This window comes from Sphingobacterium sp. ML3W (genome assembly GCF_029542085.1).
Classification (GTDB): domain Bacteria; phylum Bacteroidota; class Bacteroidia; order Sphingobacteriales; family Sphingobacteriaceae; genus Sphingobacterium.
This window is the reverse complement of record NZ_CP107036.1, coordinates 1,809,621-1,833,221: the sequence shown is the minus strand read 5'-3', so window position 1 is coordinate 1,833,221 and position 23,601 is coordinate 1,809,621. Positions and strand designations below refer to the sequence as shown.

13 protein-coding genes are annotated in these 23,601 nt (G+C 39.2%); 6 read left to right on the top strand and 7 right to left on the bottom strand.

Going from position 1 to position 23,601, the window contains the following annotated elements:
* Window positions 1–17: 17 nt before the first annotated feature.
* Window positions 18–3,071: a TonB-dependent receptor gene (locus tag OGI71_RS07845; RefSeq protein WP_282254842.1), complete on the bottom strand. Its 3,054-nt coding sequence runs from the start codon at window positions 3,069–3,071 to the stop codon at window positions 18–20.
* A gap of 178 nt (window positions 3,072–3,249) precedes the next feature.
* Between OGI71_RS07845 and OGI71_RS07840 the strand changes: the two genes are divergently transcribed.
* Window positions 3,250–6,144 carry a triple tyrosine motif-containing protein gene (locus OGI71_RS07840; RefSeq protein ID WP_282254841.1) on the top strand — a complete coding sequence of 965 codons (2,895 nt, stop codon included), beginning with the start codon at window positions 3,250–3,252 and terminating at the stop codon, window positions 6,142–6,144.
* A gap of 89 nt (window positions 6,145–6,233) precedes the next feature.
* Window positions 6,234–6,752, top strand: coding sequence for a VOC family protein (locus OGI71_RS07835; protein WP_282254840.1), 519 nt, complete (start codon window positions 6,234–6,236; stop codon window positions 6,750–6,752).
* 445 nt (window positions 6,753–7,197) lie between these two features.
* On the opposite strand, the gene OGI71_RS07830 is transcribed toward OGI71_RS07835, so the two are convergent.
* Entirely contained in the window at window positions 7,198–7,857 is a 660-nt protein-coding gene (locus OGI71_RS07830; protein ID WP_282254839.1) for an Imm19 family immunity protein, read from the bottom strand.
* A 239-nt stretch (window positions 7,858–8,096) separates the two neighbouring features.
* On the opposite strand from OGI71_RS07830, the gene OGI71_RS07825 reads away from it, so the two are divergent.
* Window positions 8,097–9,152 carry a hypothetical protein gene (locus OGI71_RS07825; RefSeq protein ID WP_282254838.1) on the top strand — a complete coding sequence of 352 codons (1,056 nt, stop codon included), beginning with the start codon at window positions 8,097–8,099 and terminating at the stop codon, window positions 9,150–9,152.
* 32 nt (window positions 9,153–9,184) lie between these two features.
* On the opposite strand, the gene OGI71_RS07820 is transcribed toward OGI71_RS07825, so the two are convergent.
* Window positions 9,185–9,709 carry a hypothetical protein gene (locus OGI71_RS07820; RefSeq protein WP_282254837.1) on the bottom strand — a complete coding sequence of 175 codons (525 nt, stop codon included), beginning with the start codon at window positions 9,707–9,709 and terminating at the stop codon, window positions 9,185–9,187.
* A gap of 72 nt (window positions 9,710–9,781) precedes the next feature.
* The gene (locus tag OGI71_RS07815; RefSeq protein ID WP_282254836.1) at window positions 9,782–10,300 is read right to left on the bottom strand and encodes a hypothetical protein; all 519 of its coding nucleotides are present in this window, start codon (window positions 10,298–10,300) and stop codon (window positions 9,782–9,784) included.
* 128 nt (window positions 10,301–10,428) lie between these two features.
* Here OGI71_RS07815 and OGI71_RS07810 point away from each other — a divergent pair, with 128 nt between their 5' ends.
* Window positions 10,429–11,253 carry a hypothetical protein gene (locus OGI71_RS07810; RefSeq protein ID WP_282254835.1) on the top strand — a complete coding sequence of 275 codons (825 nt, stop codon included), beginning with the start codon at window positions 10,429–10,431 and terminating at the stop codon, window positions 11,251–11,253.
* A gap of 3 nt (window positions 11,254–11,256) precedes the next feature.
* Here the strand turns inward: OGI71_RS07810 and OGI71_RS07805 are convergent, their stop codons facing one another.
* Entirely contained in the window at window positions 11,257–12,591 is a 1,335-nt protein-coding gene (locus tag OGI71_RS07805) for a GH1 family beta-glucosidase (RefSeq protein ID WP_282254834.1), read from the bottom strand.
* A 365-nt stretch (window positions 12,592–12,956) separates the two neighbouring features.
* A complete protein-coding gene (locus OGI71_RS07800) occupies window positions 12,957–13,685 on the bottom strand; it encodes an integrin alpha (protein WP_282254833.1) in 729 nt (242 codons plus the stop codon).
* 239 nt (window positions 13,686–13,924) lie between these two features.
* Between OGI71_RS07800 and OGI71_RS07795 the strand changes: the two genes are divergently transcribed.
* Together OGI71_RS07795 and OGI71_RS07790 are read left to right on the top strand one after the other, a co-directional pair.
* A complete protein-coding gene (locus OGI71_RS07795; RefSeq protein WP_282254832.1) occupies window positions 13,925–19,813 on the top strand; it encodes an MG2 domain-containing protein in 5,889 nt (1,962 codons plus the stop codon).
* A gap of 407 nt (window positions 19,814–20,220) precedes the next feature.
* Window positions 20,221–22,629: a TonB-dependent receptor gene (locus OGI71_RS07790; RefSeq protein WP_282254831.1), complete on the top strand. Its 2,409-nt coding sequence runs from the start codon at window positions 20,221–20,223 to the stop codon at window positions 22,627–22,629.
* A gap of 106 nt (window positions 22,630–22,735) precedes the next feature.
* Here OGI71_RS07790 and OGI71_RS07785 read toward each other — a convergent pair whose 3' ends face one another.
* Window positions 22,736–23,458 (bottom strand): SIMPL domain-containing protein, encoded by a 723-nt coding sequence (locus OGI71_RS07785; RefSeq protein WP_282254829.1) that lies wholly within the window; start codon window positions 23,456–23,458, stop codon window positions 22,736–22,738.
* Window positions 23,459–23,601: the final 143 nt, after the last annotated feature.

The window sequence follows — 23,601 nt, the reverse complement described above, 5'->3', positions numbered from 1 at the left end:
AATTAAAAGGTTAACAGTTAGAACGATACTTTGACACCTAGACTATAAGACGAAGCAACTGGATAGACGTTGGCATCGAATCCCATTCCAGCTATTTCTGGCGTAAAACCATTGTATTTAGTGAATATAAAAGGGCGGTCCGCTGTCGCGAAAACACGTACAGGTATTTTATTCAGATCAAAATTATAGCCCAGCTGAATATTCTGTATCCGTAGATAGGCACCACTCTCGACAAAAAACGAGCTTGCTTGCAGATTCCATGGGGCTACAGATCCTTTTGCAGAAGGGTGGGTGTTGCTGCTACCTTCTCCGGTCCAGAGATTTTCGATGAAAGCGGCATCTGCATTCATCTGATTGTATTTTCGACGCATTGCACGATTAAGATTATGGATTTTGTTGCCCGCTACACCTTGAAAGGCGATGCTTAAATCAAATTTTTTGTAATCAAATGCTAGGTTAAATCCGTAGGCGATAGTTGGAAGATAGTTTCCAAGGTTGACGCGGTCTTTTTCATCAAGCTCACCATTGTTGTTCTGATCTTTGTATTGAAGATACCCCGGTAAAATCGGTGTATTTGGATTTTGTTGGTTATATCTTTTCGCAATGGGATCTGCATCAATCTGCGCTTGATTTTGGTAGACACCTGCAACTTCATAACCGTAATAGAAGTTGATGGGTTGATTGAGCTCAATTCTCGCTGGAAATTCTGCTGACCATTCGGGATAACCATTCATGATATTCTCCAGTCCACCGAGGTTCTTTACTCGATTTTTTAATGTGGTCAGGTTCCCGCCGATCGCATAGCCGAAGTCACCAACCTTGTCTTTCCATTGCAATCCAATCTCCCAGCCACTGTTCGTTACGCTGCCCCAATTGCCGTAGACACGATCCCAAGAAAAGGGGATAGGTCTGCTAAAAGCGAGATCGTTTGTTGTACGGTGATAGTAATCTACTGTACCTGTTAAGCGATTGTTCAACAAAGCGAAATCTAGACCACCATCCCATTCTTCAACAACTTCCCAACGGACCTGGGTGAAAAATCGGCCGACACGATATCCGGGTACACGTGTTCCATTTGTTGCACCTTCACTGCCGAATATTCCCGAATAGTTATTGCCCGAATACACTGTCGCGTATCCAGCATTGGGTTGAATACCGTCGTTCCCCAATTTACCCCAGCTTCCACGGAGCTTCAATTGATTGAAGAGTTTTTGGTTTTCCATAAACTTTTCGCGGGTCAATACCCAACCCAAACCTATCGAGGGGAAATAACCCCATTTTGTCTGATATTTTGAACTTCCATCAGCACGGAATGTTGCGGTCAATAGATACTTGTTGTCATAGTCATAGGTGCCTCTCGTGAAATAGGATATACCTGCATTTCTTGACCCTCTCTCACCGTAACCAGTAGCTGAACCAGTACCTTGGGCATCCACCCCCACATACCAAAATTCTTCGGACGCAGGTACATCATTGGCTTGAACCCAGGTCTCACGCCAGCGTTCTTCACGCGAAGACTGGCCTAGTAGAACAGACCAGTGATGTTTGTCGGCCTGATCTTTATAGGTTAAGAGGTTATCTAAGATATAATTGGTGTTACGTGCTTGCGCTGATCGTAAAAAAGAGCGGTCGTTGCGTTGGTCATTATCAATATAATAAACAGGATTATAGTTTATGTTGTGGGTGGATTGATACCGCTGGCTAAGCTGTGAGCGAAAAGTGATCTTATCTTTCCAAAGCTCTGCCTCTAAATAGATTGTTGGTAAAATCTGAAAACCTTTGGTTTGATTGGTATTGTAGAATGCCGTTGCAATCGGATTATTGTACCAAAATCCGGATTGCATGCCAATCGCAGTACTGGATCCAAATTTTTCAGGTTTGGCAAGTTCCAGTGAAGGGTCGTAGACTGGATAGAGTGGCGAAGCAAAATAGGCCTGTCTGAATGCGGCGTTGTTAGGTGAATAGGTTTTGAAATTATTGAAATGTGCACTAAAGCCTGCTTTTAACCAGTCTGTTACTTTAGCATCCACCTGCATTCGGATATTGTATTTTTGGTTCATATTGCTGGCATCCATAATCCCATCCTGTTTGACGTAATTAAGTCCCATCGCATAGGTTATTTTTTCACCTCCACCCATCATATCCAAGTTATGGTTTGTGATCAGAGCCTTGGAACGCAACAGTTCTTTGAACCAATCTGTATCCATCGCGGGATTGGTTTCGGTACCACCAAATTTCTGTACAGAACTCTTTACAAATGCGTCATTACCAATAGCCGTTGCATAGGCCGCATATTGCTGCGCATTGGCCATTTTTAAAACATTTGTTGGTGTCTGGAAGCCAGCGAAACCATTATATGTAATTTTGGACTTCATGTTTAAGCTTCCTTTTTTTGTCGTAACCAAAATAACGCCATTTGCTGCACGTACCCCATAAATTGCCGCGCCGGAAGCGTCCTTCAAAATAGAGATGTCGGCAATATCATTTGGATTCAGGAAATCAATATTGTCCATAAACATGCCATCCACAACATATAGGGGACTTTCATTATTAAAAGAGCCTACACCACGGACACGGACGGATGGCGTTGATCCCGGTGCGCCGGAACTGACGATCTGAACGCCGGTGACAGCACCCTGTAGGGCATCCATTGGATTGGCCACAGTCCGTTTGACCATTTCTCCCATATCTACTTTTCCAATAGGAGCTGTTAGGTCTCCTTTTCGTTGTGTACCATAGCCGACAACAACTACTTCGTCCAGATTGAAGTCACCTTTGGGTTGGAGCTGAATATTTAAGAGGTTCCCATTTATAGAAACGGTTTGTGTTTCATACCCCAAAGAGGAGATCACCAAATTGGTCGAATTTTGCGGAATTGAAAGACTAAAATCCCCGTTCTCGTTGCTGCTGGTACCGATCTTGGAATTGCCCTGCAAAAAGATGCTCGCGACAATAGGATTTCCCGCTTGGTTGGTGATCCTTCCACTGATGGTTTTGTTCTGTGCCATGACCGTATTTGTCAAGCAAGAGAACAGTGCAACACTGGCAATAATACTGATATTATTTCTCATGTGTAATGAATTAAAATTTAGGAATTGTTTATAATTATCAAGTATCAAAATTAGTCTTACAAATGGGATTGATGAATTTTAGAGATACTACAACACTACGTCATGTTGTGTTTTTCGGCTAAAATTCAATATATTTGGGCTACGTCAAGTTTACGTCAGCCAATTGAAGGGAATTATTATGAAGTGTTTTGTCATCCTATTTTTTATGCTACTTTCTGTTTTTTCAAATCGGCTGATAGGACAGGATTTGCTTGGCTTACCACTGGTGTACAATTATAGCAAATCGATATATCAGGGTGGGAGCCGAACTTGGGATATCAAACAGGATAGCCATGGGATTATGTATTTTGGCAATAGTGAAGGGTTATTGACATTTGATGGACGATATTGGAAAACATTCTCCTTGCCCAACCATACCAATATCCGCTCCATATGGATTGATGCTAATGATCGTATATATGTGGGTGGTCAAGGGGACTTTGGCTATTTTGAACGCTCTTCACAATCGGGATTGACCTACAGGTCATTGAAAGAGTTAATTCCTCCAAAATATCGAAACTTTGCGGATATCTGGAATACTGTTGGGTTAGGACAATCAGTTTTTTTTCGAGGAACTGATGTTATATTTGAATTAAAAGGGCAAAAAATCCAAGTACACCCTGCTGCTGTGGAATGGTATTTTATTGGACAATCGGGGGGAATATTATATGCACAGGACCGGAAGAATGGTTTGTTAGAATTCCGGGATAATAAATGGACTCCTTATATCACAGACTTACCCTTTAAAGATGTTAAGATTGCTACTATAATGCCTTTTGGCAAGGATCGTATATTATTATCTACTTTAAATAATGAAAATTATGCCTTGAAAGGCAGAAAAATGACGCGATTGAATAAGCAGGATAACGATGGTAGCTATACCCCATCCTTAGCACAGATCGACGAGTTAACATTTGTTGTGGGTAATGCAAAAGAAGGTTGTCACATACGTGATATGGCCGGAAATACAATACAACGGATCGGCGTCAAGGAAGGTTTGCAAAATAAGAACGTCACCACCGTTTTCGTTGATAAGCAAAAGAATATATGGATCGGTACTGATAATGTAATTTCGGTCATCAGTTATGGAAGCGCTATTCGTTACCTGAGACCAAATATGGACAATGATGTTACCGGATATTCCTCTGTTATCTTTGATAATACACTTTATCTTTCTTCATCCAATGGAGTATATTATGCCAATATAAAAAGTGATCTAATAGATCAAAGCCGTTCGCCGGCCGTGTTTTCACTGCTTCAGGGGAGTGATGCTGGAGAAGCCTGGCGCTTAGAACAACTCAATGGCCACGTGTTACTGGGGCACAATAAGGGTTTGTTTCAGATCACGGATCATTCCATCAAACCACTAACACAGGGTATAGGGACATGGAAATTGCTTCCATTAAATATGGTATATCCTATTGAAGAGAGTTTAGTTGGTACCTATCAGGGCTTGGAGCTATTGCATTTTCATAACGGTGTTTTCTCATCCAAAGGCCTGCTCAATGGACCATCTGATTCTTTTCGCTTTCTTGAACAGGATGAAAATGGAACAATATGGGCCTCACATCCCTACAGAGGAATATATCGAATAACACTGTCAAAAGATAAGAAGTCTTATCAGGCTGAGCTCTATACTCAAAAGAATGGACTACCCGCGGATTATCAAAATTATGTGTTTAGAATAAAAAATCAAGTGGTATTTGCAACGGAAAAAGGGCTTTATAATTATGATTATAATAGCAAGCGATTTGTGCCAAGCAAACAGTTTGCTGCTTTTAAGGATCTGACCATCCGCTATCTAAAGGATGACCAAGATGGAAATATCTGGTTTTGTACAAAGAAAACAGTTGGCCTTGGACAGTTTGAGGCCAAAAAGGGAACCTATCATTTGGTTAATTTTCCAGAAATAGAAGGCATGAGCACCTCCGGTTTTGAGCATATCTATAGTTTCGATAAAAATAATATCTATGTAGGCGCAGAAAAAGGAGTGCTTCATATCAATTATGACAAATACCTGAAACAAAGCTTTAAACTGGTCGCTATGCTCTCGCAAGTCATCGCAACAGGGAAGGGTGATAGTCTTATTTTTGCTGGTTTTTTTTCAAATATCTCAAAACTAAAAGAAGCGTCTGGAAAGGATAGTATCTTGCAGTTGCCTGCTGTTTTCAATTCTTTCCGATTTAGCTTCTCTTCACCAAGTTATGGCATACATCAACATCTTGAGTTTAGCTATAAATTGTCGGGGTATGATGAGAATTGGTCTTCTTGGACACAGCAGTCCGAAAAGTCGTATACCAACTTGCAGGACGGCCAGTATACGTTCTTAGTTAAGGTTCGGAACAACCTAAATCAAGAGTCCAATGTAGCGGAATACAGTTTTGTCGTTTTGCCACCTTGGTATAAAACCTTATGGGCAAAAATTGGCTATTTTCTACTCGCTACACTTGGTGTATTGGGTCTGATTCGTCTGCGAAAAATTGAACAGCACAAACAGCAGCTAAAACATGAAAAACAATTGGAGCAATTGCGTTACATCCATCAGCTGGAAATTGAAAAAAATGAAAAAGAAATTGTGAAGCTGAACAATGAGAAGTTGGCAGATGAGGTCATCACCAAAACAAAAGAATTGGCGAGTACTAGTATGCAGCTGCTGGAAAATTCGGGAGCATTGATCAAAGTAAGGGATGAATTGGCTAAGCTGGATACGGGTGACGATGAAGATTCCAATCTAAAGCGCATTAATAACCTATTAAAAGATATTGAAAAAAACAGCGCTAACTGGAATCAATTTGCCAGCCATTTTGATGAGCTTAACGATGGTTTTTTGAATAAGTTAAAGGAAAAACATCCGGGATTATCCCGCAATGATCTTAAAGTATGTGCTTATTTGAAACTTCATTTTACATCCAAACAAATTGCGCAATTACAGAATATTACCGTCAGAGGAGTTGAAATCCACCGCTATAGATTACGAAAAAAATTACAGGTCGAAACGGAGCTGTCATTAAATGATTATCTGAATACGATTTGAGAAAATTATACCTGTAAAATAAAACGCCGATAACTTACTTATATAAGGCTTAATCACTACATTCGTTAAGGACAACAAACGATCAAAATATGAAAAGATTCTTTTTTATTGTCAGTATATTATCGGCGTTTTGCATGGGCTATGCTTTTAACGCAGTGAAGAATGATACGATAGAACCTCCAATGAAAAGGGTGACAGGGATTGGTGGAATCTTTTTTAAGTGTAAAGACCCTAAAAAAATGCGGGCTTGGTATGCTACTCATCTCGGGCTGAATACAAATGAATATGGTGCAGTATTTGAATGGTACCAGGGAGCGGACAGTACCAAGAAAGGTTTTTCTCAATGGAGCCCTTTTAACGAGAAAACCAGCTATTTTCAACCATCCGAAAAAGATTTCATGATCAACTATCGTGTCGAAAACCTCGAATATTTAGTTGCTGAATTGAAAAAAGAAGGAGTAAATGTACTGGATGAAATAGAAATATTTGATTATGGAAAATTCGTTCATATCATGGATATTGAAGGGAATAAAATCGAACTATGGCAACCCAATGATGTGGTGTATGAAAATCTTGGAAAAAGTATGGGAGCGAAAACGACAAAGTAAAAAATACTCCCTAATAAGCGATTGGAATCTTTTCTATCTTGTCTTGGATCGGTGAAAAGATCGATCTAAGAGAAAAGCGATAGCAGATCCAGCGATGTAGGCTATTAGGTCAGACCAGAGAAAGCCTTGGCCAAATAGCAGTCGTAATAGCGGATGGCTTCTGAGGCTGATTAATAGTGGATGTTGTACCAACTGTAAAAACTCAATTGCAAAGCAAAATACCAGTGAACTTACAAAGCAAAAGTTGAGGGATCGCTGAAAAAAAATAAACCTACATAACCAGTAGATCATCACAGCATATAAACCATCGCCCACAGATAAAGGGATTCCTGTAATTTTCCGCGATAATAATCCGAAGACTATTGTTGCGCACATTAAAACCAGGTAGTAGACTCTCTTTAATGTTATCATCGTGATTATGCTTATCAAATAAAGTTGGTAGAGGTTAGTCTTTGTGGACAAACTGTTCCAATATTTTATTCAGTTCGATGATGTCATCTTTATCGCTCGGATATTGATTTATATTTCTGACACTGTGATTTTGATCATTGGTTAGGCCTAGTGCATTTTGCTGTACAAAACCGTTTGTCATAACTAACCCGTTTGTGATACAGCTTGCGATATATGAAGCATGATCTGCAAGAATTGGAATAATTTTCAAGTGTTTTGCTATCAATGATCTGGTTTCTTGTGCCTGTGCTGCCGGAATGCCGAGCATCGGTAGAAGTAACAAAAATACAAACGGATACTTCACAAAAGATTTCAATTCTTCTAAGGTCAGAAACCAGGCTTCAAAATGGCCGCCTAGATTACCGATATAGTTATCATTGAGAAAGAAAACGATTGCATTTGAACGGAATTGGATATAAATGGACAATTCCTCTGTCAGGTCTTCAGCGATATATCGAAGTACTTCATCATCTGTATTAGGAGGGAAGAAAAGTTGTTCCCAATTGGCTAAATCCTCCGCATCAATTTTTAGAACATCCAGTGCTTCATCAATATTTAATTCGTTTTCAGTATCATAACCACGGAACCAGCATAAATAATAATACCAAAAGATTACGTTTCTCTCAAGCTCCTTTATTGAAATGCGTTTATCCATATTATACCATTAGATTAATGGCTAAATATAAAAAGAAGTTTATAGAGAACGACGATACAGGGCAAAAAAGCTCTTAATAAAAGGAGACTAGTAGAGTATATTTGCTGAAGTGGATTTTCGTTGTGGCTGTTCTTTAACGATTTTTGACAGTTATTTTAATGACTATTTTATATTTTGGATCAATAATTTGATTTATGGCAAAAATATTATTTTCCCTGTGTGTTTTTTTTAGTTGCAACATGCTATTTGCTCAAATCCATATCGTTGATAGTTTGAGTGGTGAACCTGTGCCTTTAGTGAATATTTACGCTGAAGATGGAACATTATTAGGTGTTGCAAATGCGAAAGGGGAGTTCGCTATGGATTCGCTGAAGCAGCATGCAAATACAAAGATCATATTGCAGCATATTTCCTATAATAATTATCATGAATCGAGTTCGAAGCTGCGAAAAGAGAAGCTGATCAAATTGATTCCGCGTAGCATTAAAATAGATGAGATCGCTATCGAAGATAAGAGTCAGTATGATTATCTGATTTTGAAAGGGTATTTTAGAAATACTACTTTTTTCAATAAGCGTACACGTTATTTCTACGACGGAATTATTGAATATTATATTCCGTTGAAAAACAAAAATGGGAAAGTCTATCACCGTATTTTGGATTACCGGATTTTTGAGGATTCCATCGCTACTCAGAATTTTAGAGAGGTGATGGGCAATTTTTGGCAATGGAAGCCACATGTGATGCGCATAAAAGCGCAGTCTGTTGCCAATGATCTTCCGTCACAATTTGTTATGGTTCAGGATAAAGGGCGGAGAATCATTCGGACGGATAATCTGAATACCGGATATATCCAAAAAACAGCCCGTGGTGATGTACAGGTATATTTTGATATTATTCCACCCAATAGCCAAAAAGAAGTAAGCTTCTTTAAGGTCAAAGGGCAGCAATATACCGGCGTAACCATGGAAAATTATTCGCCGACAAATCTCGATCAACCTGAACAGGGTAAGTTGGTCAGCAGGGTGGTAATGAACGTCGGTGCTATCAAAAGAGGTAGTAAATCGGAATTTGTTCCTTTTGATTTTTTGAGTGAGTTTTATACGCAAGAACGTCGATTCATGACGAAAGAAGAATTCAAGAGTGTAAAGAAAGAGGTTACTTCAGGTCTTTGGCTCGCATTGAAAAGCCGTTATACAAGCAAATTTTGGTTGGACAATACTAAATTTGGCATCCCACCGATGAATCCTTTTATTGAGAAAAAATTCGGCAAGGAACTGCTGGAGCTAAAATAAATTTGAATGTTGTGCTGCTGTTAAAAACAGGATTATCTATTTCTAACAATAATAGTGTCGTTGTTATTATTATAATGCAAATGTGCTAGAAGATTCAGCTTTTTCAAGCTTTCTGACAAATCTTTTTGGATTTTTCGATATCGACCCTTAGTAATACTTAGTTCAAGCGCAGTAGAAAGCATTTTCACACGATTGCCACTTTCATCCAATGGATAGATAAAAAAATAACGCGCTCGACCTGCGTATTTTTTTGAAAAAACCTGTCGGGTATAGGTATCATAGGTCGGACCCACGACAAACTCATGATCTGTGTAGTAAAATGATTGGGGCTGTTGAAAGTTTTGGCGGAGTTCCAGCCGATCTGCATAGATGGTTAATTTGGTTCCAAATCTTTCGTAAAGGCAATAGCAAAAAGCAAGAAAAGAAAATAAAACCAAGCCCATAAGAACCAAGGAAAAATTTCGCTCGACAAAGATTAAATAGCAAATCCCCACCCAGCCAATGAGCGGGGCTATCATATAAAATGTCCATTGATTATTTGGATAGTATACCTTCACGTATTATTTTTATTCTATTTAAAATCTTTGTGTTATTTTGAATCAAGTCGAGAATGTTAATCTGTTTCAGTTTTAAAGCTTCCTTGTGTAAGACATGGTCTCAACCGGATTACCAAAGATCTTCTTGCTACCTTTTTGTTGGGTGAAGGATTTATGCTGTGCTATTTCAGTAGCAATCCCGTAAATGATTTGCATATCCTGTTGGGGGTGGATCGTTATGATTAACTGTCCTTGCTGATCGAAAAGCTGAAGCTGATTAACCAATGCATGGTTTATCTTCATGCTATAAATATCGCCTAGAGGGATGTACTGATCCGGTTTCTTCTTTTGTTTGATCAGGACATGTTGGTGATCGATATGTACCTCTATTTTGGGGTTAATTAGCTGCAGGATCACAACAAATGGACCAATAACAATGATTGCGACAAAGAAGCCCAGCACTTTGGCTGATCCAAAGTTATTGACAGCATCGGCCATGCCATTGATACCGCCATAGATAAGACTGAAAATAGCAAAAACTATAACCAAATAGCTGAATCCAAAGATTAAGCCCTTTTTAACATTGTGTGATTTAAACTGAAAAGTCTTCATAAGTCAAATTTACCCTGTTTATCTCTCTATTTAAATATTCATTAATTGGATAAATATAAATATCTTTATCCAATTAATGCTATATAAGCAAACAAGAAAGCAATCATTATTTTAAAAAGCGCTGAAACTTGGGGAATAGTATCCAAATCGAACGGAAAAATTTAGGTAAAAAGGGGAATTATGCCACATTGATTTTGTTTGGTCTTATTTTTTTATTAGGTTTTCTTTCCATCTTTTGGGATTGGAAATCAAGTATAGCGCCTGTTGCCTGTGTAATTATTACCTATTTTCTGAGCCGAAAAATAGACCTCATTGTGCATCTGAAATGGTTTTCCTTTGGTTTGATTTTTTTAGCCTTGCTCTTATCCTGGTTATTACAGTTATCCTTTTGGATGCTTATCCTTCAATTTCTGGCATTAAGTTGTATTCTCTTTGTGATAAGTCAGATAAAGACTGTTCGGGATGATCATACGGATATTATTTTTTCAATGAATGCGGATAATTTTTCCTGCCTTTACCCTGGGAGTAATGATTATAAGGGCTATGCCCTTAATCCGATGGGGTATAAGAAATACTTTAGAACAAAGGACATTGATAGCATTCAACAGGACGAGCGTGGGTTGCTCATTGTTGTAAAAGGAGAGATTTTGCGACCACGGGAGTTAACAGCATCTGAAATAACACAAATTTTAGCCTACTTCAATGTCGAGGAGTTTAACGTGGTCGAGGATATTCCTACTCGTGATATTCGTCAGGATGAGAACGAATTAGCATGGGTGAAAATTGTGGTCTTTGGTGTTCCAGTTTTGTTAGGTTCGCTGTCGGCTTACTTTTTAGGTGATAACGGAGGAAATACAGTCGTGACTATAATCAGTTTATTACTACCCTTCCTATTGATTCCGCTACTGCTGATACTTGTCAATAGATGGAAACGTCGGTCAGAAAAGAAGTAAGGTTTATTTTAAGAAGTTAGCATACCAGTGACCTGAGGATTTTATAATACGCTGCTGGTTTTGAAAATCAACATACACCAACCCAAATCGTGGCCGATATCCTTCCGCCCATTCAAAATTGTCTAAAAAAGTCCAGACGAAGTAGCCTTTCACATTTACACCTTCTTCTTTTGCCTGATAGACATGCTGTATGGCTTCTTGCAAATAGTTCAACCGTCTGGGATCATGTACCTGTCCATGCTCAATTTGATCCTTAAAAGCAGCTCCATTTTCGGTAACAAGGAGTGGCGGCATATTGGGGTAACTACTGAATTTTTTCAGCATTTGGTAGATGGAGCTAGGGTATACTTCCCAGTTCATTTCGGTCATTTCAACTTTACGCTCCTTGGCCGTCACGATCTTTGCCTGAAGATAGGGGACAAACATGGCATAGCGAATCATTTCACGTGTATAATTTTGAATACCGATAAAGTCCATATCAAACTTTAAATCGTTCTCATCACCCTGTTTGATGTATTTTTCAATTCGATTGAGAATTTTGATTTCCTGTGTAGGGTAACCCATGCCCAGTAATGGCTCGATGAACAATCTATTGAGTAATACATCCGCTTTTTTTGCCGCAATCACATCTTTTTCCCTTGAGGTGAATGGTTCTACATGGGAACAGGAAAAAGTCGTACCCACCTGGCTGTCCGGTTGTAATGATTTTATGATCCTAGCGCCATGTGCTTGTGCTAATGCAGCATGGTGAGCCGCCGCAAGAAAGTTGCCCAAACCTTTTCTTTCCGGAGCATGTACACCAAAGAAATATCCTGCAGCCGTAAATACGGTTGGCTCATTAAGCACCATCCAATTTTTGACACGATCTCCATAACGGGCAACACATGTGGATACAAATTCACCAAACCAATCTTTGACATCACGGTTGACCCAGCCACCTTTTTTTTCTAAAGCATGGGGGAGATCCCAGTGATATAGCGTAACCCAGGGTGTAATCCCCAGTTCCAGTGAGAGGTCGATCAGGCGATCATAGAAATCCATACCTGACTGATTGGGCTGCCCAATACCATTTGGCAGGATACGGCTCCAAGACAAGGAAAAACGATAATTAGGAATGTGCATACCTTGCATTAATGCGAGGTCTTGTGTATAGCGATTGTAGAAATCACAGGCGTGATCGCCATGTTGATTTTGAAATATACGGTTTCTTTTCTTTACAAAGATATCCCATATAGAAGGGCCTTTGCCATGTTGATCATGTGCCCCCTCGATTTGATAAGCGGCGGTAGATACTCCCCAAATAAAATCTTTGCCAAAGGCATCTTTGGTTAAATGCATTTATCGAAATATAGCTGTCAGATGTGTCATCCGACCTGAATATGAATTAATCTTTATGGAACCTTAGTGGTGAATAGAACGAACTGAACCGACCTAAAAAGATTCTAAATATAATCCGTTGGAAAAAAAAGTTGATCGTTTTCATAATTGATACATTAAAGTGTTAACTGCATTAATTATTCTATTATAAAGGAACGAAACTGATATTAACTGGATATGAATTATTTATTAAATATATGAAAAAATAACTATTTTATTTTGGTTGTTCTTAGACAGTGGAATTGTTTGATTTTTGATCTCGTATTTTCGGTAAATTATTATCTTTAAGATTACAATAAGGAAATGACATATTAAAAAAAGACCAACTAACAATCAAACTGTACCGTACCAACAAATGGATATGCTGCTGTGGATAGGATAATGATCGTTCTCGATTCTTCGTAATCACGGGGACTGGAGATAACAAAGTCTAATTTACCATCCCGATCGAGGTCGCCAATAAATTCGAGCGCCGTCGCTGTATCATGATAGGCAGTCTGGTCGATCAGTGTCCGCTGATATTGACCGTTGACAAAAAGCTTTAATGTATATCTTGCATTGGGTTTCTGATCCTCATCCCTATAGAATTCAATACCAGTAGCACGCAACTCATAACGGTCATTTTTATAGGTAAATTCAGCAGGTTTATTGGGGGGAATAATCTTATTGGGAATTGCTATACTGTCTACTGAACCATTCTGTATAGCGGATATGTTAAAAAACACCAACACATCATTTTGCGGATTTATGGTTTCTGTGGGTAAGCCCGAACAAGGTTCTTCTTTCTCATAAGTAATGGTATATTTCGCTGGTGCAACGTTATATTTTCCGTTTTTACGATGAAGTTCCAACCAGCCGTTGTTAATCACTTTGGATACGTTATTATCATCCCAGATGCGATAAGCAAAAGGTACTAAAACCTGACCAGCTATCACGGAGTCCGTCGGATTGATCATTGGTGCTGATGCAGCTGGAAGGGCTTTTTCAGCTTGTGATTGCTGAGGAGGAATTGTTGTATCCGCTGCTGCCTCTTGTTTTGTCGATGTTGAATTCATAGCCTTATTTTGGCATGCTGATAAGACTAGGACCAGAAAGAAAGAGATGCTCGTAAATTTTAAATAACCCATATGCTGTATTTTATCGTAAAGATAAATAAAAGAAGTAAAATACGCTTTCGGGATGCTAAATAGGCTACTATTTAATTTTTTCTTAAACGATTATGGAATCTATTTATTTGCTGCATCCTTTCAGAAAAAAAATGCTCATATTTAGTAGATATTTAGCGTGGTATTATATGAAAAGATACATTTGGTTATTGTTGACATGTCTCCCAATCTGGGGATTTTCGCAGGAGCTTAAGCCAGGCAAGGTGGAGACAAAGTGGAATGAGGTCGAAAGGCTCATTGCAATTAAAAACTTCACACAGACATTGCCCATATTGGCAGATATTAAAGCCGAAGCCCGACGCTCTGGAAACCAGGCGGAATGGGTGCGTGCATTTTTGGCGGAAGGGAAAGTGTTGGAAGTAAACCAATCTGAAGATTCCGCTTTTTTGCGTATCCAGAAACATTTCGAAGACAATATCCGGATTGCTGAAAAGCTGGATAAATTGGTTCTCCAAAACTTTTATGCACTTTATTTATTTTCAAATATCAACCGATATGCAAGTAAAAGCCAGAACAAATTTGTAGCTAAAGAAGCAAAAGGTAAAATTGGTATGATCGATTCCATTTTTCGTCTCTCAATTTCGGATGTAAGCAGTTTAAGTGCGGAACCTATAGCGCGCTGGAAGGGGCTGTTTGTCGAAACACGAAATATGAGCCTGAATCCCACTCTTTACCATTTTTTAGGTTATCAATATCTGGATTTTTTGAATACATTAAAAGCTACTAATGCGGCTGATAAGGATAAACTTAAAAAGCAATTGTTGGCAATCAGCACCAAGAATGATTATCCAGATGCAAGCAGCTATATCATGTCTTATGATTGGAAATGGAATAATATCGAAGAGCGGGAAGGAGGCTACCTGGAGCATATAAAAACCTATAAAAGTGACTACAACGCATTTTTACTTTATCGGTTGGCGGCAAGTTTCAACGATATTGGGAAAAAGACAAAGGCAATCACCTATCTTGAACAAGCGTTAAGAGAATATCCAAAATCGCCCTGGATTTCGAATGTGGATAATTTGACGAGGGAAATAAAAAAGGCTTTCATCAGCCTAAATTATAAAAGAACGGCTCCGACGGATGAATATGTTCCTTTCCAGGTTAACCACACGAATGTGGATACTTTATATATCAGGGTTTATAATACAAGTCCTACAGTTAAGGGCGCAAAAGATTTTACGGTAAAATATGATTCTGCAAGTTATCAGACTACAGTAAATGGGCCATTGGTCTACGAGGAGCAGGTGGTATTGAAAGCCTTTAAAGATTATACGACGCACAATACTATTTATAAAATTAATCCCCTTAAAGCTGGTGCCTACACGATTTTGATCGGTAATAATAAATCATTTCAAGATAATGGTCAGGATCGGGATGTAGCTGTTTCTCAGCTGATTGTTTCTGACGCATTTTTGTCTGGAAGTATAAATATAAAACCTCAAAATGAATTTGTCTATACGGGTTTGCTATTGAACCGGAAAACGGGCGCTCCCTACGCAAATGAAATGGTGGAACTTTATCAATTGAGAAATAAAGCCCTGCCTAAATTGATCACGCAATTAAAGACCAATGCTGCGGGCGAGTTCAATTACAAATCCACCTATTCTCCCAAAAATGCTGCCTATTTACATAATCACATGCTGTTGCTTCACGGGGAAAAAACGATGATTCCTTTGGATCAGCAACAAAATAATGTTTATTATGAAGATCGGATGACGTCTGTAGAGGAGAGCAATAAAAGAACAAATATGCGTGCGCTCAGCTTGATGGATAGAGCCATCTACCGTCCTGGGCAAAAAGTCTATTTTAAGACTATTCTTTACGATGATCATGTACAACAGGGCAAAGTCCTGGAAAAGCAAAATGTGAAAATCTATCTTCAGGATGCCAATCGTCAGAAGATTGACTCGATCAGTTTGACAACCAATTTATTTGGGTCTGTCCATTCGAGTTTCCAATTGCCATCAAAAGCATTGAATGGAAATTATAATCTATTGGTATTTCACGATTCTAAACAACTTGATCAGCAATATTTTCAGGTTGAAGAATATAAACGTCCAACATTTGAAGTAACTTTTGAGCCAAACAAGTTCACCTATACTTCGAAAGATACAGCGGTATTCATTGGCAAGGCGGAGAGTCTTTCAGGTGTTTCGCTAATTGGCGCAGCAGTGAAGTATAAAGTTTCGTTTTATAATGCCAAGGAAGGAAAGGATATCGTTTATAGTGATTCTACCACAACTGTTGATGCTCGGGGGAACTTTACGATACGGGTGCCATTGATGGATCGTCAGTTTTCCGGATTGAAAGATTATGTATTGGTATACCAGGCTGAGGTGATCAATCAGACAGGGGAGATGCAGATGGCTTCTGGAGGTTATACCTATTCATCCCGTCCATGGCAGCTCCAGATTCAGGTACCGAATCTGATGGAAGAAAAAAAATGGCGGGATGTTACCATTTTAAAGCAGAATCAAAATGGTTTCCCATTAAAATTCAGCGGAAAGGTCAACATTTATAAATTGGAACAGGCAAGCCTTCCGCTGACAGATGAATATCGGGGAAGTTTCGCAAGGGCAGAGTACCATTTGCTTTCAAAAGATCTTTATAGCAAGTATTTTCCGCTTTATTTCGATCCGGCTTCGCTCGAAAAAGAAGAGAAAAAAACGAAGATAGCCAGTTATGATTTTGATAACGCAGATACGAGCAAGATCATACTGGACTCATTACAGTTTGATTGGGGACGATATCAGATCGAAGCCATCAGTATACTTAAAGGGGATACGGTGCGCGCTATTAGCTACACTAGTCTATATCGGTCGAAAGATAAGAAACTAAGCGACCAGCAGTTTTTCTCCTACCAGTTGGATAAATTCAAATACAAAATTGGTGATCAGGTTACCATCAATATGCAGACGGATGTAAAAAATGCCAGGAAATTGCTACTGTTTCGTGAGCGAGGTTCGCAGAAATTAGAGACAAAGGTATTAAGTTGGAAAGATGGTCGTATTGCCTATCAATTTGTGCTGACTGAGCAGGATGTCGTAGGGCAACTGCAACTGAATGCATTATTTTTGGTGGATAATAAAATGACGCTATCCCATATTGTTATCCCTATTTCGCAACAAAATAAGGAACTAACAATTCAAACCAAGACATTTAGGGATAAAATAACACCCGGTCAAAAAGAAAAATGGAGTTTTACGGTAAAACAAGAGGATAAACCAATCGCGACCGAGGTATTGGCGACAATGTATGATGCATCTTTGGACGCATTCGCTAGCCACGCTTTAGGTTCTTTCCAATTTCGTTATCCGTATTATCCAAGATCAAATAACTACTATATTATAAACGCTTTTCAACAGCAGACCTATTCAGGGAACATTTTTACTTCGAATTTCTATGGGGTTTATACGGATAATCGGCGTGATGAAATTTACAACTATGATCTATTGTCAGCCCGCAGGGGCTTCTTTGGAAGCTCCTTGGAAAGGGATGTGACATACGAGGAGTTGATCGATGAACAAGCTTATCGTGCCGCGGCAACACTGTACTTTGGATCAAGGGAACCACGTCTTAGAAACGGTGGTACCCGGATTGTTCTTCGAGGTATGCCTGCGGCAGCAAAGCAGTCGGCGCCATTGCCTACTTCGGCGATTATGTATGAGCCTTTAGCTGTGGGGGATGCAGTAAACGCAGAATATATGGTGGTAAATGAGGAGGTCGCCCAGTCTGGGATGAGCGGTAGTGCGACAGCTAGCGGTGGGATGGACTTACCAGCAGATAAACAGCTACAACATATAAAAGCTCGGACTAATCTACAGGAAACTGCTTTCTTCTATCCCAATTTGTATACCGATGAAGCAGGGAATATCAGTTTTGAATTTGATAGTCCCGAAGCATTGACGAAATGGAAATTGCTGCTTTTCGCTCATGATCAGCATTTGGCATCGGCTAGCGGGACGTATTTTACACAAACCCAAAAGCAGTTGATGCTGCGTCCGAATATTCCACGCTATTTTAGAACGAATGACCAGCTAACGATCAAAGCACAAATTCAAAACCTGAGCAAAGAGCGTATTCAGGGGAATGCAAAAATAGAGCTTATCGACCCACGAAATAATCAAGTGGTTTCAACTGCTTTCCAGATCGATTCAGCGCTAAAAAACTTCAGTGTTGAGGCATCAAATAACAGCACGGTAGCATGGTCGTTAACAATTCCGGCAGAATATCCTACGATACAGATTCGTATCGTTGCAGCTGGAGGTGAGTTTTCGGATGGTGAGATTATTGAAATCCCCGTATTGCCAAATAAGATACTGATTGGTGATACAGAGAAGATCATCTTAAAAGCCGGTGAATCCAAAAATTTCACAGTAAAGGGAAGTACGAAGGACAATCTCATGGGGAGAATCCAGGTACAAAGCAATCCCATTTTAGAAATACTCTCCGCACTGGACTATCTGAAAAATTATCCTTACGAATGCAACGAACAGTTGAGTAGTAAGTGGTTTGGTCTCAAGATGGCCCAATATATTCAGTTGCATTATCCAGCAGTGACAGACTACTTCAAAAAATTGAATGTTGATACAAAAAAAGGCCGATTGGAGGAGAATAGTAGTTTAAATGAGTTCAAAATGGAAGAAATGCCTTGGTTGCGTGACATACAGGGTGATGCTGAACGATTGAAGAAAATTGCAGCGTTCTTTGGAACGGATATACAAGCCGAAATCAACGCTGTTGAACAAAAAATACGCAATAATCAATCCGCAGATGGTTCATTTTCATGGTTTGATGGAGGACAGGCTAATACTGAAATTAGTATCCGTATGCTTGAAATTATCGGTAAGGTACTCTATTTGGATAAAAGCTTGGTCAATAGTGATATCCGTACGATGGCTGCAAAACTCTCACACTATCTTGACCGGGATCCCGCTATATTTTCAGCCAAAGCCAGCGCTGATCTAGGGATAGACTATTTGTTTGCACGACGATATTGGACTGAATTTAATCCTATACCAAAGGATTCCCTCCAATTATTGCAGCGCAAATTGGTCAATTCTTCGTTAAGTAGCGCTGGTCGTAGCGCTGGATTGGCAGCGAAAACATGGATTGTGAGCCAGATCTTTGGCCAGGGCAAGCAGAGCATGGAGATCAAGAATAGACTTGATCAGGAGGCCGTGATCGATGTGCAGAAAGGAATGTATTGGAAAAGTAATGTAAACCAGTACAATAAGATCAGTTTGCAATCCTATCTTGTGGAAGCGTACAAAATAAACAATCCGGCTAAGCTAAATCAAGTCACTCAATGGATCTATTATAACAAACAGGTAAATCATTGGTATAGTACCTGGATGACTGTAGATGCAATATACGCACTGTTATTGGCTAACAATCCAAAAGACTTTGTTGTTGAAAATACGGTACAGATCTCGATTAACAACAAAAAGGCCGAATTAAGCAATACTGTTTTGGGAGAAGTCAGTAAGCAGTTCGATAAAGTCGATTTGCAGACTGATCTTGATATTCAAGTTCAAAATCATAACGAAAGAACGGTTTATGGAGCAGTTGTGCATCAGTATTTTGCTGATCTTGATCAGATAAAATCAAGTACAAATGCACTTTCCGTTCAGAAAGTATATCTAGTGGAACGAAAAGGGCAATGGGTAGAATCCAAGGAAGCTAAACTGGGGGAACGTATCAAAGTTAGGATTACGGTAATCAATGACGAGCCGATGCAATACATTCATCTGAAAGATAGCCGTCCAGCTGGTGTAGAACCGGTGTTTAGTCCTTCGGGATATCAATGGCGGAAGAACTACTACTTCAGCTCGAAAGATGCTTCAACAAATTATTTTATGGATCGCCTGTCTAAGGGAAGATCCATTTACGAGTATGAGGTTAAAGCGAATAACCTAGGGATTTTTAATTCAGGAATCACGACAATAGAATCTATGTATGATCCTGGGGTTAACGCCCGGAGTACGAATATAGTATTGAGCATCGTACCCTAAATATTCCAAAGAAAAATCTAAAACTTTGGCTACTCTTGGAAATTTCTGAGAGTAGCTTTTTTATCGATTAATATACCATGAGACAGGAAGTAGGGGGGCGGCTTTCTAATCTAAAAATAAGTGCGCTAAACAGCTTTTTTTTATCTTTTTTGTGGAAATTGGGTTTAAATTTATTGAATATAAATAAGTGCTAATAGCCTATTTTTGTTGTTTAAGAGTGCTGTGAGGAAATAATTGTACTCATTAGATAGTTTTTTTTTTATAGTAAATATTACAAGTGAATGGCGAAAGGTTTGTTGTCAGCCTGAATTTATAAGCTTGTTTTGAATTTTAAAAATATAGATTACTTTTGTTTAGAATTTGTCTAAATAAAATATTCAATAGAATTTAAAACCATTACAATTTTTATGAAAAGATCGATACTTTTTATCGTCTCAATCCTGCTGTTTTTCACAGCATTCGGCCAGAAAGCTGATCGTATATCCGGCAAAATCATGGTAGACCAGTCCGTAGTTGCCAAGGATGCCATTGTTCGGCTATTAAATACATCTTACCAGGGGCGGACAAACGCTGCTGGAGAATTTTATTTAGACCATGTTCCTCCAGGTGATTATATTCTACAAGTCAGTCTAAATGATATTGAGTTATTGCGGGAAAATATTCATGTTGACAACCAGACAACTGTCCTTCCAACGATTTACGGGACTAAAAACAATTACTATCTGGATGGGGTGACCGTATATGGTTACCGACGCAATAAATTCTTAGAACGCGATAGCTCAAAAGTTGCAAAGGTGCAGTTGGGCTATATGGAAAACCCACAGTCCTATTCCAATGTCAACAAAGAATTGATGAAAGAGCAGTTGACCACTGATTTGTCGGAGGCTGTTAAAAACGTTGTGGGGATGGTAAAAGTGCAAGGAAGTCCAGGCCGTGGGTCAGATGGTGCTATTTATTACAATCTGCGTGGATTCCCAACGAAAATAGGTTTGGTAGATGGCCTCCCTGCAAACACGAATGGTGAAATTGATCCTGCGGATGTGGAACGTATCGAGGTTATAAAAGGTCCTTCAGGTACTTTATATGGCGGAGCAGCGACCTCTTTCGGTGGATTGGTCAACCTCGTCACGAAGAAACCTAAGGATTACTACGGCGGCCAAGTATCTTATTTATTTGGTAGCTATAACTTAAATCGCCTTACAGCCGATGTATTCGGACCTATCACCAGCAACCGTAAGACGCTGTTTCGTTTAAATACAGCCTATCAGTACCAAAACGGTTTCCGTGATTCCGAATTTAGAAAATCATTTTTTGCTGCGCCAACGTTTAGCTATGAGGTCAATGATCGGTTAACGTTTAATCTGGGTGCGCAGATATATAATTACGAAGGAACCAATACCCCCATAATCTTTCTTACACGCAGACGCCAATTTATTGCAAAGAGACCTGCGGAACTTGGATTTGACTGGAATAGATCCTATTCAAACAATGATATTACGTTGAAAGCGCCATCCATCAATATCAAAGGTGAGGTAAATTATAAAATTTCAGATAATTGGACTTCACAGACGTTGATCTCCAGAAATTTCAGAAAAACAGAAGGTATGTACCAATACCAATTTATTCGAGGTGAGGAAAGTGACGCTTTACTCGAGAGAAATGTTCAATGGCAGAATACAGAGGGAAGCTCGACTAGTATACAACAAAATTTCAATGGAAGTTTCCAGATCGGAAATGTCAAAAACAAAATTTTGATCGGGCTAGATTACCTGAACCAGACCTTACGGAATAATAATTCATCCATTATCGTCTTCGACACGATCAACGCGCTGGATTTAGAAAAGGGCTATAAATCTATTTCCAATCAACTCGTTACCCAAAAGATACAGCTATCCACTAAACCGCTACTTCGGAATTACTCTTCAAGCAACATCTATGGCGCTTATATATCCGATGTACTGTCTCTGACAGATCGTTTAACGACTATCGTGAGCTTGCGCTTGGATCATTATAACAGCCGTGGTCAATTGAACTTAAATACAAATGTAAGAGAGGCTAACTTTAAGCAAACGGCGCTTTCACCCAAGTTTGGGGTCGTATATCAAGTTCTTAAAGATAAATTATCGGCCTATGGTAACTATATGAATAGCTTTAGCTATGTGCCTCCAGCTGATAATGAGTTAAGTCAATATCCTAATGAGATGAAGCCCCAGTTGGCCAATCAATGGGAAGCTGGGATCAAAACCAATTTCTGGAATAACCGTTTTAATTTTACGGCTTCTTATTACGATATTGTCGTGAATAATATGACCCGTATGGAGTCCATTGTCTATGAAGGTGATAAATATAATATAACTTTTCAGGATGGGGAACAACGCAGCAAAGGTGTTGAGCTGGAGCTGATTACCAATCCGATCAAAGGCTTGAATATTCTTACGGGCTATACCTATAATGATAGTCGGTATCAACGGGCGGATTCTACGGTAGAAGGGCGCCGTCCTGCTTCTGCAGGTCCTGCACAAGTTTTTAACTCCTGGGTCAGCTATGTGTTACAGACTCCAAGATTACAGGGACTGGGTTTTGGATTTGGTGTCAATCACGTTGGAAAGCAGGTTTCGGCTGATAATTCTACAACAGGAAAATTTGTATTCCCAGCTTATACCTTACTTAATGCTTCGATCTCTCTTGAACGTGATTTCTATCGTTTTGGTGTCAAGATGAACAACATCAGCAATGCACATTATTTTTCTGGACAAGGAGTGGTTGTCGCCCAAATGCCCAGGAATTTTGCTGCCGAGCTGAGTCTCAAATTCTAGCAAAATTGCAATAAAAAAATACTGAAAATACCATGTCCCCAAAAGTGTTCAACTTTTGGGGACATTTTATTATGCGCTGGACCGATTGTATTGTTTAGCGAGTGTGCTATTTTATTTCAAATTCGGTGTAGATTGTTCTTTTAAATTCGAGTACCTCAGGTGCTATTTTAAAACCTTCCCCGCCATAAGCTTTACTAAATGTTTCTAAAGCCATACCCGTTCTGTTACCGGTAGTTTCATTGGAAGCGCTGCCATCGTTTGACAGGAACAAGAGTTTACCAATTTTTACATCAGCTCTCGAAGCCAGCTTTTGGGCGGATTTTAGTGCGTCGTCATAGGCAATCAGGTCAGCTTCCCGTAGAATACTGTCGGCTTTGGAGTGGGCAAATGAAATGGAACCAATTCCGCTTATTTTTGTCTCGAGTAATTTTCCCGTTAATTCAGTGAATTTGGATAGATCATGTAGGACAAAATCAATAGTCTGCTGTGCTTGGTAGCCGACAAATTTAGTCGTATTTCCAATATATTGATAGTCTTTATTGGCTGATACACTGCTTGTCTTTATATCTTCCTTTTTATTTCCGTATTTTCCAAGTATAGCAATGACACTATCTACGGTATTTTGTGTTTCCCTTACAGCATCCACCATCCTCGGTTTTGTAAATGCCGTATTTATGGTGAGTGTAACTTGATCTGGCATTATCCTAATTTTTCCTTCACCGCTGACCCGTATCCGGTTTTGATTATCATTGGAGACAGACTGGCAGGATATCATCAATAGGAAACCACTACTGATAAATAGCGACAATAACTTTATTTTATTTCTCATATATCTATAATTATTAATCTGGATTTAGTTAGTACCTAGTCTAATATACTAAATTAATGGGAGAGCTGCTGTTGACCCAAAAAAATCAAATCGGAAATAGGTAAACAAAAAAGCAGGCACGATGAGCGCCTGCTTCACTATAT

Coding starts and splice junctions, on each gene's coding strand:
- OGI71_RS07840 (WP_282254841.1), top strand. CDS start 3,250: ATGAAGTGTTTTGTCATCCTATTTTTTATGCTACTTTCTGTTTTTTCA.
- OGI71_RS07830 (WP_282254839.1), bottom strand. CDS start 7,857: ATGGATAAACGCATTTCAATAAAGGAGCTTGAGAGAAACGTAATCTTT.
- OGI71_RS07785 (WP_282254829.1), bottom strand. CDS start 23,458: ATGAGAAATAAAATAAAGTTATTGTCGCTATTTATCAGTAGTGGTTTC.
- OGI71_RS07790 (WP_282254831.1), top strand. CDS start 20,221: ATGAAAAGATCGATACTTTTTATCGTCTCAATCCTGCTGTTTTTCACA.
- OGI71_RS07825 (WP_282254838.1), top strand. CDS start 8,097: ATGCTATTTGCTCAAATCCATATCGTTGATAGTTTGAGTGGTGAACCT.
- OGI71_RS07800 (WP_282254833.1), bottom strand. CDS start 13,685: ATGAATTCAACATCGACAAAACAAGAGGCAGCAGCGGATACAACAATT.
- OGI71_RS07815 (WP_282254836.1), bottom strand. CDS start 10,300: ATGAAGACTTTTCAGTTTAAATCACACAATGTTAAAAAGGGCTTAATC.
- OGI71_RS07795 (WP_282254832.1), top strand. CDS start 13,925: ATGAAAAGATACATTTGGTTATTGTTGACATGTCTCCCAATCTGGGGA.
- OGI71_RS07845 (WP_282254842.1), bottom strand. CDS start 3,071: ATGAGAAATAATATCAGTATTATTGCCAGTGTTGCACTGTTCTCTTGC.
- OGI71_RS07805 (WP_282254834.1), bottom strand. CDS start 12,591: ATGCATTTAACCAAAGATGCCTTTGGCAAAGATTTTATTTGGGGAGTA.
- OGI71_RS07835 (WP_282254840.1), top strand. CDS start 6,234: ATGAAAAGATTCTTTTTTATTGTCAGTATATTATCGGCGTTTTGCATG.